The organism is Pseudomonas sp. S2_H01, assembly GCF_054668305.1.
Map to the genome: position 1 here is coordinate 4,067,999 of NZ_CP162756.1, position 16,238 is coordinate 4,084,236.

At 60.2% G+C, this 16,238-nt stretch carries 12 protein-coding genes; 7 read left to right on the top strand and 5 right to left on the bottom strand.

The features are described 5' to 3' along the window. Positions 1 to 59: 59 nt before the first annotated feature. Positions 60 to 2,525: an EAL domain-containing protein gene (locus AB4N84_RS18270; RefSeq protein ID WP_460042522.1), complete on the top strand. Its 2,466-nt coding sequence runs from the start codon at positions 60 to 62 to the stop codon at positions 2,523 to 2,525. A gap of 36 nt (positions 2,526 to 2,561) precedes the next feature. Then, positions 2,562 to 3,359: a TenA family transcriptional regulator gene (locus AB4N84_RS18275; protein WP_460042523.1), complete on the top strand. Its 798-nt coding sequence runs from the start codon at positions 2,562 to 2,564 to the stop codon at positions 3,357 to 3,359. Positions 3,360 to 3,366: 7 nt separating this feature from the next. Here AB4N84_RS18275 and AB4N84_RS18280 read toward each other — a convergent pair whose 3' ends face one another. From AB4N84_RS18280 to AB4N84_RS18300, 5 genes are all read right to left on the bottom strand, one after another. After that, complete coding sequence (locus tag AB4N84_RS18280; RefSeq protein ID WP_460042524.1) at positions 3,367 to 4,293, bottom strand: GGDEF domain-containing protein; 927 nt, start codon at positions 4,291 to 4,293, stop codon at positions 3,367 to 3,369. 356 nt (positions 4,294 to 4,649) lie between these two features. After that, entirely contained in the window at positions 4,650 to 5,396 is a 747-nt protein-coding gene (locus tag AB4N84_RS18285; protein WP_460042525.1) for a YciK family oxidoreductase, read from the bottom strand. Between the two features lie 233 nt (positions 5,397 to 5,629). After that, positions 5,630 to 6,301, bottom strand: coding sequence for an N-acetylmuramic acid 6-phosphate phosphatase MupP (gene mupP, locus AB4N84_RS18290; protein ID WP_460042526.1), 672 nt, complete (start codon positions 6,299 to 6,301; stop codon positions 5,630 to 5,632). Between the two features lie 3 nt (positions 6,302 to 6,304). Further along, positions 6,305 to 7,003: a bifunctional 2-polyprenyl-6-hydroxyphenol methylase/3-demethylubiquinol 3-O-methyltransferase UbiG gene (gene ubiG / locus AB4N84_RS18295; RefSeq protein ID WP_074752935.1), complete on the bottom strand. Its 699-nt coding sequence runs from the start codon at positions 7,001 to 7,003 to the stop codon at positions 6,305 to 6,307. Between the two features lie 65 nt (positions 7,004 to 7,068). Next, the gene (locus AB4N84_RS18300; protein WP_460042527.1) at positions 7,069 to 8,397 is read right to left on the bottom strand and encodes a TRZ/ATZ family hydrolase; all 1,329 of its coding nucleotides are present in this window, start codon (positions 8,395 to 8,397) and stop codon (positions 7,069 to 7,071) included. 226 nt (positions 8,398 to 8,623) lie between these two features. Here AB4N84_RS18300 and mtnA point away from each other — a divergent pair, with 226 nt between their 5' ends. The 5 genes from mtnA (at position 8,624) to hisC (ending at position 16,219) form a co-directional block, all read left to right on the top strand. Continuing rightward, on the top strand, positions 8,624 to 9,700 hold the full coding sequence (gene mtnA, locus AB4N84_RS18305; RefSeq protein ID WP_460042529.1) for an S-methyl-5-thioribose-1-phosphate isomerase: 1,077 nt from the start codon (positions 8,624 to 8,626) through the stop codon (positions 9,698 to 9,700). A 304-nt stretch (positions 9,701 to 10,004) separates the two neighbouring features. Beyond that, on the top strand, positions 10,005 to 12,797 hold the full coding sequence (gyrA, locus tag AB4N84_RS18310; protein WP_074752932.1) for a DNA gyrase subunit A: 2,793 nt from the start codon (positions 10,005 to 10,007) through the stop codon (positions 12,795 to 12,797). 113 nt (positions 12,798 to 12,910) lie between these two features. Beyond that, positions 12,911 to 13,996 (top strand): 3-phosphoserine/phosphohydroxythreonine transaminase, encoded by a 1,086-nt coding sequence (serC, locus tag AB4N84_RS18315; RefSeq protein WP_460042530.1) that lies wholly within the window; start codon positions 12,911 to 12,913, stop codon positions 13,994 to 13,996. After that, positions 13,996 to 15,090 (top strand): prephenate dehydratase, encoded by a 1,095-nt coding sequence (gene pheA, locus AB4N84_RS18320; RefSeq protein WP_074752930.1) that lies wholly within the window; start codon positions 13,996 to 13,998, stop codon positions 15,088 to 15,090. The genes serC and pheA overlap by 1 nt, the downstream gene beginning before the upstream one ends. A gap of 16 nt (positions 15,091 to 15,106) precedes the next feature. Continuing rightward, positions 15,107 to 16,219, top strand: a complete 1,113-nt coding sequence (gene hisC, locus AB4N84_RS18325; RefSeq protein ID WP_460042531.1) for a histidinol-phosphate transaminase — start codon at positions 15,107 to 15,109, stop codon at positions 16,217 to 16,219. The last annotated feature ends 19 nt before the right edge of the window (positions 16,220 to 16,238 follow it).

Below are 16,238 nucleotides of genomic sequence, written 5' to 3' on the forward strand. Positions count from 1 at the left end.
TCAGGAAGGTCGCCTGAACGAAGGGAGTGAGTACTGGCAGTGCTGATGAAAGGGACACCATGAAGCAAAAGCGGATCCTGGAGAAGCCTCGTCTTCTCGGTATCGTTTGGCCATTTATCGCGGTGGTGCTGTTACAAGCGCTGCTGGGTTGCGTCAGCCTGTACATGATGTCGGCTGTGCGCAGTTATGTTGGCGGAGAAAGCCTTTGGTCCAAGGGCCAGAAGGACGCTATCTATTACTTGAATCTCTACGCCAACAGTCGCGATGAGATCAACTACCTGAAATACCAGCAGGCCATCGCCATCCCTCAGGGCGGACATGACTTGCGGGTCGCGATGGATCAACCCGTTCCCGACATCGCACGCGCGACTGCAGGCATTCTGCAGGGTGGTAACCATCCTGACGATGCCCAGGGCATCATCTGGCTCTACCTCAATTTCCGGCATTTCAGCTACCTGGAGAAGGCCATCGATCGTTGGAAGATCGGTGACAACTACCTCGTCCAGCTCGATGAAGTCGCCCGTGAAATGCACGGCCGCATCCTTGAAGGCACTGCCACCAACAGCGACGTGCTGGCCTGGCGGCAGCGGATCAACGCGATCAACGAGGGCGTGACGCCCGCCGCCATGGCCTTCAGCGACGCGCTGGGCGAGGGCTCGCGGGTCATTTTGCGAATCCTGCTGGTGGTGAACCTGGCCACGGCGGTGCTGTTGATCATCCTGGCGCTGCTGCGCACCCACAAACTGCTGGAACAGCGTCATGCCTTCGCCACGGCATTGCAGATGGAGAAGGAGCGGGCGCAAATCACGCTGGAATCTATCGGGGACGGCGTGATCACCACCGATGTCGATGGCGCCATCACCTACATGAACCCGGCGGCCGAGCAGATGACCCACTGGAAGACCGATCAGGCGGTCGGATTACCCCTAGCGGCGTTGTTCAATCTGCTTGACGAGAATGATCAGAAAGACAGCTCAACCCTGATCGAGCACATCCTCAGCGGCAAGCTGGGCGGTGGCAGTGAAAACTCAAAACTGATTCAGCGACTCGACGGCAGTACCGTGTCGGTGGCGTTGGTCGGCTCGCCCATCCGTACCGAAGGCAAGGTCAGTGGCGCGGTGCTGGTGCTGCACGACATGACTCAGGAGCGGCAGTACATTGCCAATCTGTCGTGGCAGGCGACGCACGATGCCCTGACCGGGTTGGCCAATCGCCGCGAATTCGAATACCGATTGGAGCTGGCGCTGAATGGGCTGGCCTACCAGCCGGGTCGCCACGCGGTGATGTTCCTCGACCTCGATCAATTCAAGCTGGTCAACGACACCAGCGGCCACGCGGCGGGCGATGAGTTGCTCCGGCACATCTGTGCCTTGCTGCAACAGGGTATTCGGGAGGGAGACACGCTGGCGCGGCTGGGCGGCGACGAGTTCGGTATTCTGCTCGAGCATTGTTCACCGGAGGCTGCCGAGCAGATCGCTGAAGGCCTGCGTCAGACGGTCGAGAGCCTGCATTTTGTGTGGAAGGGGCGACCGTTCGTGACGACCGTCAGCGTCGGCCTGGTTCATGTGTCTGACGTGCCCACCACCTTGGAAGCGTCGCTGCGTGCGGCTGACATGGCGTGCTACATGGCGAAGGAAAAAGGTCGCAACCGGGTTCAGGTCTATCACGACGACGATTCGGAACTGTCTACTCGTTTCGGCGAAATGGCCTGGATTCAGCGCCTGCACATGGCGCTGGAAGACAATCGCTTCTGCCTTTATTCACAGGAAATCGCGGCGTTGAGTCGCGACGCGGCCCACAGCAACGGCCACGTCGAAATCTTGCTACGGCTGCGCGACGAGTCCGGTCGCATGATTCTGCCGGACAGCTTTATCCCCGCCGCCGAGCGCTACGGGATGATGACCACGCTGGATCGATGGGTGGTGCAGAACGTCTTCAAGATCATTGCCGATTGCCTGATGGACAACCACCGAACCGGGCCCATGGCGACCTGTGCAATCAATCTGTCCGGCACCAGCATCGGTGACGACGCGTTTCTTGAATATTTGCGACAGCAGTTCCAAATCTACGCAATACCGCCTGAACTTATCTGTTTCGAAATCACCGAAACCAGTGCGATCGCCAATTTGGGCAGTGCTATTCGGTTCATTAACGAACTCAAAAGTCTGGGATGCCGTTTTTCACTGGATGACTTCTGTGCAGGCATGTCGTCATTCGCATACTTGAAGCACTTGCCTGTGGATTATTTGAAGATTGATGGCAGCTTCGTAAAAGACATGCTCGACGATCCGGTCAACCGGGCGATGGTGGAAGTGATCAACCATATCGGGCACGTCATGGGCAAACAGACGATCGCTGAGTTCGTCGAAAGCCCTCAGATAGAGCAGGCGTTATTGGAAATCGGTGTGGACTACGCTCAGGGGTACGTTATCGAGCGACCGCAATTATTCACCTGTGAATGTCTGCACGCACGGCCCGCGAGGCAGACCCCAATGTTGTTCAGCGCACCCGGGACTTTTCGCTGAACGACCCCGATGCAACACAACATAAGGAGCTACACAGTGATCGATATGTTCATTAGAACCGGTCCGCTGATGGATGCCAGCAGTTACCCCGTTTGGGCGCAGCAATTGATCAAAGATTGCAGCGAAGCCAAGGCACGCGTGGTAGGGCATGAACTTTATCAACGTATGAGAGATGGGCGGCTCAGTTCGAGAACCATGCGCCAGTATTTGATTGGTGGATGGCCTGTTGTTGAACAGTTTGCGGTCTACATGGCGCATAACCTGACCAAAACCCGTTTCGCCCGTCATCCGGGCGAAGACATGGCGCGTCGCTGGCTGATGCGCAATATTCGGGTGGAGCTCAATCATGCCGATTACTGGGTGAACTGGAGCGCGGCCCACGGGGTCACGCTGGACGATCTGCAAGCGCAACGCGTTCCGTCAGAGTTGCACGCACTCAATCACTGGTGCTGGCACAGCTGTTCATCGGAGCCGTTGGTTGTCGCGATCGCAGCCACCAATTACGCCATTGAAGGCGCGACCGGCGAATGGTCTGCTGTCGTATGTTCACAAGAGACATACGCAGATATGTTCCCGCCGGACCTGCGAAAACGCGCCATGAAGTGGCTGAAGATGCATGCGCAATACGACGACTCCCACCCTTGGGAAGCCCTGGAGATCATCTGTACGCTGGCCGGCAACAACCCTAGCGAACAGTTGCAGGCGGACCTGAGAATGGCGGTGTGCAAGAGTTACGAGTACATGTACCTGTTTCTGGAACGGTGCATGGTTCTGGAGCAGCCGCAGGAGGCAAACGCGCCGATGCGCGAGCGCCGGTTTGCGGTTCGCGCCTGAGCCGCTTTCAACCTGCCATTTCCAGCCGGTTACGGCCCTGACGTTTAGCGGCATAAAGGGCGGTGTCGGCGCGGCGCAACAAGCTGTCGGGGGATTCCCCCGGCAGCAGCGTCGAGCAGCCGAGGCTGACCGTCAGTTCCACCGGGCTTCCATTGACCGGATACGTGAGTTGCAGTGCCGCGTTGCGCAGGCGTTCGCCCACCAGCGCGGCTGACTCACGACCGGTATTGGTCAGCACGATCAAAAACTCCTCCCCGCCAAACCTGAAGACCTGATCGATGTTGCGCAGGCGATCCTTGATCGCGTCCGCTACGCCCCTCAGCACCACATCGCCCGTGGCATGCCCGTGGGTATCGTTGATCCCTTTGAAATGGTCGATATCCAGCATCAGCACCGACAGAGGCTGCTGTTGGCGCCGGGCAATTTCAGCTTCCCGCGTCAGTGACTGTTCCATGGCAATGCGATTGCCCGCCCCGGTCAACGGATCACGCAGGGCGCTCAGGTTCGCGTTGCGGTAAAGCAGGGCGTTACGCAGTGGGTAGAGCAGGGTCGCAAGCAGGGCTTCGAGCTGCGTCAGCTCTACTTCGGCGAAGCGTCGGTCACGTTGAAACGCCAGTTCCCCCATCTGTTCGCCGTCGTGCGTGATGCAGTAGCTGGCGTTATGCCGCGAACGCTCCCCAAACTCCAGCCGCAAGTCTGTTCCTACGTGTTTGTAGTTCAGCGCCTTGAGGGGAATGAACTGCTGCACGCTCTGAAAGAACATGGCCAGGATCTTGTCCGCTTCGAGGCTGGTTTGCAGTTGCAATTCAAGCCTGCGCTGCAGCTGTTTATAGTCCAGCGGTTGAGGCGCGAATCCGTGTGCAGGCGCGAAGCCAAAGCGTTGAAGCCTTGCGCTGTCAAAATCAATGGCGTTGGTATTCGTCGGAAAACTCATGTTTTCGCTCCTGCGCCTCTCATCGGGCCTGATGTGGGTAGAGCGAAACTCGTGCCAATTCGTTCGCCGGTATCGATCGTCATATAAATCAATGGGTTAGCACATGCGTTCGCGAACACCCGGGGTGTCCGCGCCTTTGGATTGACTAACGTACCGGTTTACACGCGAATGGACTACAAAGAGGCGACGGAAAACCGCTGAGTTGATAAAAGGCGGTGAGGTTCCAGGGGATGATCGCGGTCTCCTGTGGGAGCGAATTCATTCGCGAGACGGTTGTACCTCCGGTGATGCTCTATTGGATGTACTGGCCCCTCGCGAATGAATTCGCTCCCACAGGTCGTGCGTCTGACAGGAAGTCATTTCTTCTGGGCGTCGAACGCCTGGCCGTTGATACCGGTGCTGTCCGGGCCCATCAGGTACAGATAGACCGGCATGATCTCTTCGGGTGTCGGGTTGTTCAGCGGGTTTTCTGCCGGGTACGCCTGGGCGCGCATGTCGGTGCGGGTGGCGCCGGGGTTGATGCTGTTGGCGCGAACCGGTGCAACGCCGTCGACCTCGTCGGCCAGCGTTTGCATCAGGCCCTCGGTCGCGAATTTGGACACGCCGTATGCACCCCAGTACGCACGGCCTTTACGCCCCACGCTGCTGGAAGTGAAGACCACCGATGCGTCCTGCGACAGTTTCAGCAACGGCAACAGGGTGGCGGTGAGCATGAACGTCGCATTGACGTTGATGTGCATCACGCGCATGAAGTTTTCCCCGGACAACTGTTCGATCGGTGTCCGCGGGCCGATGATCGAGGCGTTGTGCAGCACGCCATCGAGGTGCCCGAACTCGGCCTCGATCATGGCCGCCAGTTCGTCGTATTGATGGGGCAGGGCGGTTTCCAGATTGAAGGGGATGACGGCGGGCTGTGGATGACCTGCGGCTTCGATCTGGTCATAGATGGCCGTGAGGTTCGATTCTGTCTTGCCCAGCAGCAGGACGGTTGCGCCGTGGGCCGCATAGGTTTTAGCGGCAGCGGCGCCAATCCCGCGGCCGGCGCCGGTGACCAGAATGATACGGCCCTTGAGCAGTTCGGGGCGGGCAGAGTAGTTGAACATGGGGCCTCCTTTCAGTTCTCCCTAAACGCACGGTCGGCATATATCTGTTTCTGCCGAAGGCGTAGGAGCGTGGCTTGTCTCTGGGCCGCATCCGGACGATCTGCCGCGCAGCGGCAGCAGACCCGGGGAATGCGGTGTACTTGGCAAGACGCGGGCGACTGATTTTACTGCCGCTTCGCGGCAGATCGCGGGACAAGCCACGCTCCTACAAGGTTTCGTGTTTAGACGCGATCTCAACAACCGCACAACGCATTATCCAGCACCCGGCGTAATTCCAGCGGGTGATCCACCACCACGTCCGCGCCCCAGTGATCCGGGTTGTCGTGGGGATGAATGTAGCCATAACGCACGGCCGCTGTCTTGGTGCCCGCATCACGGCCGGACTCGATATCCCGCAGATCGTCGCCGATGAACAAGACACTGGCCGGGTCCAGGTCCAGCATCTTGCAGGCGAGCAGCAGCGGTTCCGGATCCGGCTTGCTTTTGGTCACATGATCGGGACAGATCAGCACCGCGGAGCGCTCGGACAGCCCCAACTGCTCCATGATCGGCTGGGCAAAGCGCACCGGCTTGTTGGTGACCACGCCCCAGATCAGTTTTGCCTTCTCGATATCAGCCAGGAGTTCCGCCATGCCGTCGAACAGTTTGCTGTGGACCGCGCAGTCCTTCTGATAGCGCTCCAGAAACTCCAGACGCAGTGCTTCGAACTCAGGCTCATTTGGCGAAAGCGCGAAGGCGGCTGAGACCATCGCTTTGGCGCCGCCGGAAATTTCATCGCGAATCAGTTTGTCGTCGACTGGCGCAAAACCACGCTCGGCCAGCATGGCCTGACAGATCGCGATGAAGTCCGGGGCGGTGTCGAGCAGGGTGCCGTCCATGTCGAAAAGAACTGCTCTCAAGCGCATGGATCAGGCCCCCTTCAGCGTCTGGATCATGTAGTTGACGTCGACATCGGAGGCCAGTTTGTAATGCTTGGTCAGCGGGTTGTAGGTCAGACCGATGATGTCCTTGACCTCAAGGCCTGCACTGCGGCTCCAGGCGCCCAGCTCGGAAGGGCGGATGAATTTCTTGAAATCATGGGTGCCGCGCGGCAGCAGATTCATGATGTATTCCGCGCCGATGATGGCGAACAGGTACGCCTTCGGGTTGCGGTTGATCGTAGAGAAGAACACCTGGCCGCCAGGCTTGACCATCGTGTAACAGGCACGGATGACCGAGGAGGGATCGGGCACGTGCTCCAGCATTTCCAGGCACGTGACGACGTCGAACTGCTCCGGCATTTCTTCGGCCAGCGCTTCGGCCGTGATCTGCCGGTATTCAACGCTGACGCCGGACTCGAGCTGATGCAGCTGGGCGACCGCCAGGGGCGCCTCGCCCATGTCGATACCGGTCACTGTCGCGCCGCGCAACGCCATGGCTTCACTGAGGATGCCGCCGCCACATCCCACGTCCAGCACCTTCTTGCCTGCCAGACTGACGCGCTCGTCGATCCAGTTCACGCGCAACGGGTTGATGTCGTGCAGCGGTTTGAACTCGCTGTTGCGATCCCACCAGCGATGGGCCAAGGCTTCGAATTTAGCGATTTCGGCGTGGTCGACGTTGCTCATGTGTAATCCCTCTAAAACTTGAATTCGGTATTCGGTCACGGCCTGTCGCCATGACGCGCTAAAAATCAGTCTGCGGCGGCGATGCGATTGCCCCAGGCCCTGGCCGTTCGGGTCAGCGCTTCTTCGTCCATGCGTGTCAGACGTTTGTCCTGAAGTAAGGGTTTGCCCGCGACCCAGACGTGGCTGACGCAGTCGCGGCCGCTCGCATAAATAAGCTGCGAGACGGGGTCGTAGATCGGCTGTTGTGCCAGACCCGACAGGTCGAAGGCGACCATGTCGGCGGCTTTGCCGATTTCCAGCGACCCGGTGGTGCCTTCGATGCCCATGGCGCGCGCGCCGTTCAGGGTTGCCATGCGCAAAGCGCGATGGGCGTCCAGTGCAGTGGCGGAGCCGGCGACCGCTTTGGCCAATAACGCGGCGGTACGGGTTTCACCCAGCAAGTCCAGGTCGTTATTGCTCGCAGCGCCGTCGGTTCCGACCGCGACATTGACGCCGGCCTGCCACAGACGCTCGACCGGGCAGAAGCCGCTGGCCAGTTTCAGGTTCGATTCGGGGCAGTGGATCACGCTGGAGTTGCTTTCGACCAGCATGGCCAGGTCTTCATCGCTGATCTGGGTCATGTGCACCGCCTGGAAGCGTGGGCCCAGCAGGCCCAGCCGTTGCAGGCGAGCCAGCGGACGTTCCTGACGTTGTTGTACCGCTTCATGCACTTCAAAGGCGGTTTCGTGGACATGCATGTGAATCATCGCGTCGAGCTCGTCGGCAATGACGCGGATCTTCTCCAGGTTTTCATCGCTGACGGTGTACGGCGCATGTGGGCCCATGGCGATCTTGATGCGGTCGTGATGGGCCAGATCATTGAACAGCTCGACACCGATGTGCAGCGCTTCGTCAGCGTTACGCGCACCGGGTATCGGGAAATCCAGCACAGGAACCGTGATCTGTGCCCGAATGCCACTGTTGTGGACCCGTTCGCAGGCGACCTTTGGAAAGAAATACATGTCAGAGAAACAGGTGATGCCGCCCTTGAGCTGTTCGGCGATGGCGATATCGGTGCCGTCGCGGACGAAGTCCTCATCGACCCATTTGCCCTCGGCCGGCCAGATGTGGTCCTGCAGCCAGGTCATCAATGGCAGATCGTCCGCCAGGCCACGGAACAGGGTCATCGCCGCGTGACCATGGGCGTTGATCAGGCCGGGGCTGAGCAGCATGCCGGGCAGTTCGCGGACTTCCCTGGCGTGCTGGCGCAGGGCCTCGGCCTTGGGGCCGATGTAGGCAATGACGCCGTCGCGAATGCCGATCCCGTGCTGTTGCAGGACGACGCCAGCGGGCTCCACCGGTACCAGCCAGTCCGGCAGAAGCAGGAGGTCGAGCGGGGCAGCGGCGTCGGGCATGGTGCGGGCATCCAATGGCTTATTACGGGGACGGCGAAGTATACCCGAGCGTCTTGGCGGTCGGCTCGCTATAATCGGCCGCTTTTTCAGCTGCTGGCTATTTGATTCTCGGCCCATGCGGCCCTGTAGGCGTGAGCGTGCTCGCGATTGCCGACGTGCTGTCACGGTCATGTGGCGCAAGCACCGGTTCCTCAGGTTTTCAACAATTCATCATGTGGGGTGTGCAATGCGCGATCGATTACTGGCTGCGGAGAAGGTAAAGGCCATCGATTGGCGGGACGGCACGTTGTATCTGCTGGATCAGCGAATCCTGCCGTTCCAAGAAACCTGGCATCCCTATCAGTCTGCTGCCGGCGTGGCCGACGCCATTCGCACGATGGTCGTGCGTGGCGCGCCCGCCATCGGCATCAGCGCGGCTTACGGCATTGTGCTCGCGGTGTTTGACCGTTATGAGGCAGGCGGTGACTGGCAGATGGCGCTCGAAGAAGATTTCGACCTGCTCGCCAACTCCCGCCCGACGGCGGTCAACCTGTTCTGGGCACTGAACCGCATGCGTGAACGCCTGTATCGCCTCAAGGATCACGAAGATCCGCGCAAGGTCATGGAAGCCGAAGCCGTCGCCATTCACCTCAGTGACCGCGAAGCCAACCTGACCATGGCGCAACTCGGTGCCGAACTGATCCGCAAGCATCAGGGCAACCTGCAGACCGTTCTGACCCACTGCAACACCGGCGCACTGGCCACCGGCGGATTTGGCACGGCGTTGGGGGTGATTCGCGCCGCCCATATAGAAGGCATGATCGAACGCGTTTACGCCGACGAAACCCGTCCCTGGCTGCAAGGTTCTCGCCTGACGGCCTGGGAGCTGGTCAACGAAGGCATTCCGGTCACGCTGAATGCGGACTCCGCCGCCGCGCACCTGATGAAGACCAAGGGCATCACCTGGGTCATCGTCGGCGCTGACCGCATCACGGCAAACGGTGACGTCGCCAACAAGATCGGCACCTATCAACTGGCGGTTGCCGCCATGCACCACGGCGTGCGCTTCATGGTCGTGGCGCCCAGCTCGACCATCGACATGAACCTGGCCAGCGGTGAAGACATTCCCATCGAAGAGCGCGATGGCAAAGAGCTGCTTGAAGTCGGCGGCCAGCGCGTTGGCGCCGAGGTCGATGCCTTCAATCCGGTCTTCGACGTGACGCCTGCCGACCTGATCGACGCCATCGTGACCGAAAAAGGCATCGTTGAACGTCCCGACACGGTGAAAATGGCGCAACTGATGTGCCGTAAGCGCCTGCATTGATCCCTTCATTGCCAGCAATACCGCCCGCCGGGAAAGCGCTAGCAGGCCCTGTAAGCGCTTCTCAGGGCCGTGATGACGAAATGGCTCGTTTTCAGCGCTCTCAAAGGCTTCGTGCCTGACGGCGATTGTGGTAACATCCGGCGGTTTCCAAGGGGGCGCATTGCGGCCCTCTTTACTGCGCAAATCCATGGCATAACTCGCTGATTTGTCGTAAGTCGTTGCCAGGCAATTGTCGGCAGCGGCGAGCTTCGTTCATCCCGGATGGATGTTCGAGGTTTCACCAGAAAAAGGAATCAGGCTTCTCATGGGCGAACTGGCCAAAGAAATCCTCCCGGTCAATATCGAAGACGAGCTGAAGCAGTCCTACCTCGACTACGCGATGAGCGTCATCGTCGGACGAGCTCTGCCCGATGCGCGCGACGGCTTGAAGCCCGTGCACCGGCGTGTACTGTTCGCAATGAGCGAACTGGGTAACGACTGGAACAAGCCGTACAAGAAATCCGCTCGTGTGGTCGGTGACGTCATCGGTAAGTACCACCCGCACGGCGACACGGCTGTCTACGACACCATCGTACGTATGGCTCAACCCTTCTCCCTGCGCTACCTGCTGGTAGACGGCCAGGGCAACTTCGGTTCCGTGGACGGCGACAACGCCGCGGCCATGCGATACACCGAAGTGCGCATGACCAAGCTGGCCCACGAGCTGCTGGCGGACCTGCACAAGGAGACCGTCGACTGGGTGCCCAACTACGACGGCACCGAGCAGATCCCGGCGGTCATGCCGACCCGTATCCCGAACCTGCTGGTCAACGGTTCCAGCGGTATCGCCGTGGGCATGGCGACCAACATTCCGCCGCACAACCTCGGTGAAGTCATCGACGGTTGCCTGGCCCTCATCGACAACAACGACCTGACCGTCGACGAGTTGATGCAGTACATCCCCGGCCCTGACTTCCCGACAGCCGCGATCATCAACGGTCGTGCCGGTATCGTCGAAGCCTACAAAACCGGCCGTGGCCGCATTTACATGCGCGCACGCTCTATTGTCGAAGACATCGACAAGGTGGGTGGCCGTCAGCAGATCGTCATCACCGAGCTGCCGTACCAGTTGAACAAGGCGCGTCTGATCGAGAAGATCGCCGAGCTGGTCAAAGAGAAGAAACTGGAAGGCATCACCGAACTGCGCGATGAGTCCGACAAGGACGGTATGCGCGTGGTCATCGAGCTGCGTCGCGGCGAAGTGCCTGAGGTCATCCTCAACAACCTTTACGCCCAGACGCAGCTGCAAAGCGTTTTCGGCATCAACATCGTTGCGCTGATCGACGGCCGTCCACGGATCCTCAACCTCAAGGACCTGCTGGAAGCCTTCATTCGCCACCGTCGCGAAGTCGTCACCCGCCGTACCGTGTTCGAATTGCGCAAGGCGCGCGAGCGCGGCCACATTCTGGAAGGTCAAGCCGTTGCCCTGTCGAACATCGACCCGGTCATCGCGCTGATCAAAGCGTCGCCGACACCGGCCGAAGCAAAAGAAGGCCTGATCAGCACACCGTGGGAATCGAGCGCCGTGGTCGAGATGGTCGAGCGCGCAGGCGCCGAGTCGTCCCGTCCGGAAAACCTCGATCCGCAGTACGGTCTGCGTGACGGCAAGTATTTCCTGTCGCCGGAACAGGCTCAGGCGATCCTGGAACTGCGTCTGCACCGTCTGACCGGTCTGGAGCACGAAAAGCTGCTGACCGAGTATCAGGAAATCCTGACCCAGATCGGCGAGCTGATCCGCATCCTCAACAGCTCCGTGCGCCTGATGGAAGTCATCCGCGAAGAACTGGAACTGATTCGTGCCGAATACGGCGACGTGCGCCGCACCGAGATCCTCGATGCGCGCCTGGACCTGACCCTGGGTGACATGATCCCGGAAGAAGAGCGCGTCGTGACCATCTCTCACGGTGGTTATGCCAAGACCCAGCCGCTGGCCGTGTATCAGGCTCAGCGTCGTGGCGGCAAAGGCAAGTCGGCGACAGGTGTCAAGGACGAGGACTACATCGCTCACCTGCTGGTCGCCAACAGCCACACCACGCTGCTGATGTTCTCCAGCAAGGGCAAGGTGTACTGGCTCAAGACCTACGAGATTCCGGAAGCGTCCCGCGCCGCCCGTGGTCGTCCGCTGGTCAACCTGCTGCCGTTGAGCGAAGGTGAATACATCACCACCATGCTGCCGGTCGACCTGGAAGCCATGCGCAAGCGGGCTGACGAGGAAGAGGCTGAAGGTGTCGAGTCTGATGTCGAAGACATCGAGAACGCCAACGAAACCGAAGAAGAGCGCAAGGCGCGTATCAAGGCTGCAGACAAGAAGAAGGCGCCGTTCATCTTCATGTCCACCGCCAACGGTACCGTCAAGAAGACCCCGCTCGTGGCCTTCAGCCGTCAGCGCAGCGTCGGTCTGATCGCGCTGGAACTGGACGAAGGCGACATCCTGATTTCTGCCGCGATCACCGATGGCGAGCAGGAAATCATGCTTTTCTCCGACGGTGGCAAGGTTACCCGCTTCAAGGAATCCGAAGTCCGCGCCATGGGCCGTACCGCCCGCGGCGTGCGTGGCATGCGTCTGCCAGAAGGGCAGAAGCTGATCTCCATGCTGATTCCGGAAGAAGGCAGCGAGATTCTCACCGCTTCCGAGCGCGGTTACGGCAAGCGCACCGCGATCACCGAGTTCCCTGAGTACAAACGTGGCGGTCAGGGCGTCATCGCCATGGTCAGCAACGAGCGCAACGGCCGCCTGGTCGGCGCGGTTCAGGTGCAGGACGGCGAAGAGATCATGCTGATCTCCGACCAGGGCACGCTGGTTCGTACCCGTGTCGATGAAGTGTCGAGTCTGGGCCGCAACACGCAGGGTGTGACCCTGATCAAGCTGGCCAAGGACGAGAAACTGGTCGGTCTTGAGCGCGTTCAGGAGCCTTCGGAAGTGGAAGGCGAAGAACTGGAAGGCGAGGCGTTCGACGGTGAAGTCGTGGAAGGCGAGGTTGCGAACCTCTCCGATGCCGACGAATCCCCGAGCGACCTGCAGGCCGACGGCGCAGACGAAGAAGAGTCGCAGGACTGATAGACGTTGTATTTGAGGGCCCTTCGCGGGCCCTCTTGGCTTTTGGCAGAACTGCAGCCTCGCCCGTTGGCTGCAGCAGCCGTTTCGAATTCAACGAGTTGATGAGAGTGGATATGAGCAAGCGAGCCTTTAACTTCTGCGCCGGCCCTGCCGCGCTTCCTGATGCTGTTCTGTTGCGCGCCCAGGCCGAGATGCTGGACTGGCACGGCAAGGGCTTGTCAGTGATGGAGATGAGTCATCGCAGCGAGGATTACACCGCCGTCGCCGAGAAGGCCGAGCAGGATCTGCGCGAGCTGCTGTCCGTTCCCTCCAACTACAAAATTCTGTTCCTGCAAGGTGGCGCCAGCCAGCAGTTTGCAGAGATCCCGCTTAACCTGTTGCCGGAAAACGGCACGGCCGACTACATCGAGACCGGTATCTGGTCGAAGAAGGCCATCGAAGAAGCGCGTCGTTTTGGCAACGTCAATGTCGCGGCGAGCGCCAAACCCCTCGACTACCTGGCCATTCCTGGTCAGAACGACTGGAACCTCACTAAGAACGCTGCCTACGTTCACTACGCGTCCAACGAAACCATCGGTGGTCTGCAGTTCGACTGGGTGCCGGAAACCGGTGACGTCCCGCTCGTGGTCGACATGTCCTCCGACATTCTGTCGCGCCCGATCGACGTCTCGCAGTTCGGCCTGATCTACGCCGGCGCGCAGAAAAACATCGGCCCTAGCGGTCTGGTGGTGGTGATCGTTCGCGAAGACCTGCTCGGCCGCGCGCGCAGCAGTTGCCCGACCATGCTCGATTACAAGGTGTCGGCCGATAACGGTTCGATGTACAACACACCGGCCACCTATTCCTGGTACCTCTCGGGCCTCGTCTTCGAATGGCTCAAGGAGCAGGGCGGCGTCGAGGCCATGGAGAAGCGTAACCGCGCCAAGAAAGAGCGTCTTTACGGCTTCATCGACAACAGCGAGTTCTACACCAACCCGATCAGCCTTAACGCCCGCTCGTGGATGAACGTGCCGTTCCGCCTGGCCGACGAGCGTCTGGACAAGGCGTTCCTGAAAGGCGCCGATGAGCGTGCGTTGCTCAACCTCAAAGGCCACCGTTCGGTGGGCGGCATGCGCGCTTCGATCTACAACGCGTTGGGTCTGGACGCCGTTGAAGCGCTGGTGGCCTACATGGCTGAATTCGAGAAGGAACATGGCTAATGTCTGAACAAGAGCTCAAAGCGCTGCGCGTTCGCATCGACAGCCTGGACGAGAAAGTCCTTGAACTGATCAGCGAGCGGGCGCGTTGCGCCCAGGAAGTGGCGCGGGTCAAGATGGCCAGCCTCGCCGAGGGCGAAGAGCCTGTGTTCTATCGTCCCGAGCGTGAGGCAGCGGTGCTCAAGCGCGTCATGGAGCGCAACCGTGGTCCGCTGAGCAACGAAGAGATGGCGCGTCTGTTCCGCGAAATCATGTCGTCGTGCCTGGCGCTGGAGCAGCCGCTCAAGGTCGCTTACCTGGGCCCTGAAGGCACCTTCACCCAGGCTGCCGCGCTGAAGCATTTCGGCCACGCGGTGATCAGCAAACCCATGGCAGCCATCGACGAAGTGTTCCGTGAAGTGGCCGCCGGCGCGGTCAACTTCGGTGTGGTCCCGGTGGAAAATTCCACCGAAGGTGCGGTCAACCACACGCTGGACAGCTTCCTCGAGCACGACATGGTCATCTGCGGCGAAGTCGAGCTGCGCATTCACCACCATTTGCTGGTGGGCGAGAACACCAAGACCGACAGCATCAGCCGCATCTACTCCCATGCCCAGTCGCTGGCCCAGTGCCGCAAGTGGCTGGACGCGCATTACCCCAATGTCGAGCGCGTGGCGGTGTCGAGCAATGCCGAGGCTGCCAAGCGGGTCAAAGGTGAGTGGAACTCGGCGGCGATCGCTGGTGACATGGCGGCGGGCCTGTACGGCCTGTCGCGCATCGCCGAGAAGATCGAAGACCGTCCGGACAACTCGACGCGCTTCCTGATGATCGGCAACCAGGAAGTGCCACCGACCGGTGACGACAAGACGTCGATCATCGTGTCGATGAGCAACAAGCCTGGCGCCTTGCATGAACTGTTGGTGCCTTTTCATGAGAACGGAATCGACCTGACCCGTATCGAGACTCGACCTTCACGCAGCGGTAAATGGACCTACGTGTTCTTTATCGATTTCGTCGGTCACCACCGTGATCCGCTGATCAAGGCGGTTCTGGAGCGGATCAGTCAGGAAGCGGTAGCACTGAAAGTGCTGGGTTCCTATCCGAAAGCGGTTCTCTGAAGAGGTACAGCGTTACATGAGCGGCGACTTCCTCGCGCTGGCGCAGGCCGGCGTGCAAAAACTATCGCCTTACGTTCCCGGCAAGCCGGTGGACGAACTGGCGCGTGAGCTGGATATCGATCCGGCTCGCATTATCAAGCTGGCCAGCAACGAGAACCCGATGGGCGCGAGTCCAAAGGCGTTGTCGGCGATTCGTGACGCGCTGGCCGAGCTGACCCGTTACCCCGATGGCAACGGCTTCGACCTCAAGCAGCGGCTGTCTGATCGTTATGGCGTCAACGCAAATCAAGTGACGTTGGGCAATGGTTCCAACGACATTCTTGAGATCGTCGCCCGTGCCTACCTGGCGCCGGGGTTGAATGCCGTGTTCAGTGAGCACGCGTTCGCCATCTATCCGATCGTCACGCAGGCGGTCGGTGCTGACGCCCGCGTCGCCAAGGCAAAGGATTGGGGCCACGACCTCCCTGCGATGCTGGCGGCCATCGACAGCAACACCCGGGTTGTTTTCATCGCCAACCCGAATAACCCGACCGGTACCTGGTTCGGGCCAAATGCGCTGGCTGATTTCCTGGCCGATGTGCCGAAGGACGTGCTGGTCGTGCTCGACGAGGCGTACATCGAATACGCCGAAGGCGCCGAACTGCCAGATGGCCTGAAATTCTTGGCCGGTTACCCGAACCTGCTGGTGTCCCGGACCTTCTCCAAAGCCTTTGGTCTGGCGTCCTTGCGCGTCGGTTATGCGCTGTCGTCGCCGGTCGTGGCGGATGTACTGAATCGCGTGCGCCAGCCGTTCAACGTCAACAGCCTCGCGTTGGCCGCCGCCTGTGCGGCACTGGATGATGCCGAGTACGTTGCCGAAAGCCGCCGCCTCAATGAAGCCGGCATGCAACAGATGGAAGACGGCTTGCGCGAACTGGGCCTGAGCTGGATTCCGTCCAGGGCCAACTTCATTGCCGTGGATCTGGGGCGTGAGGGCGCTTCGGTCTACGAAGGTCTGTTGCGTGAAGGTGTGATCGTGCGCCCGGTCGCTGGGTACGGCATGCCGAATCACCTGCGGGTGAGCATCGGCTTGCCCGCCGAAAACAGCCGCTTCCTGGAAGCGCTGAGTAAGGTTCTGGCGCGTGGTTGATGTCATGACTGGTGTCACG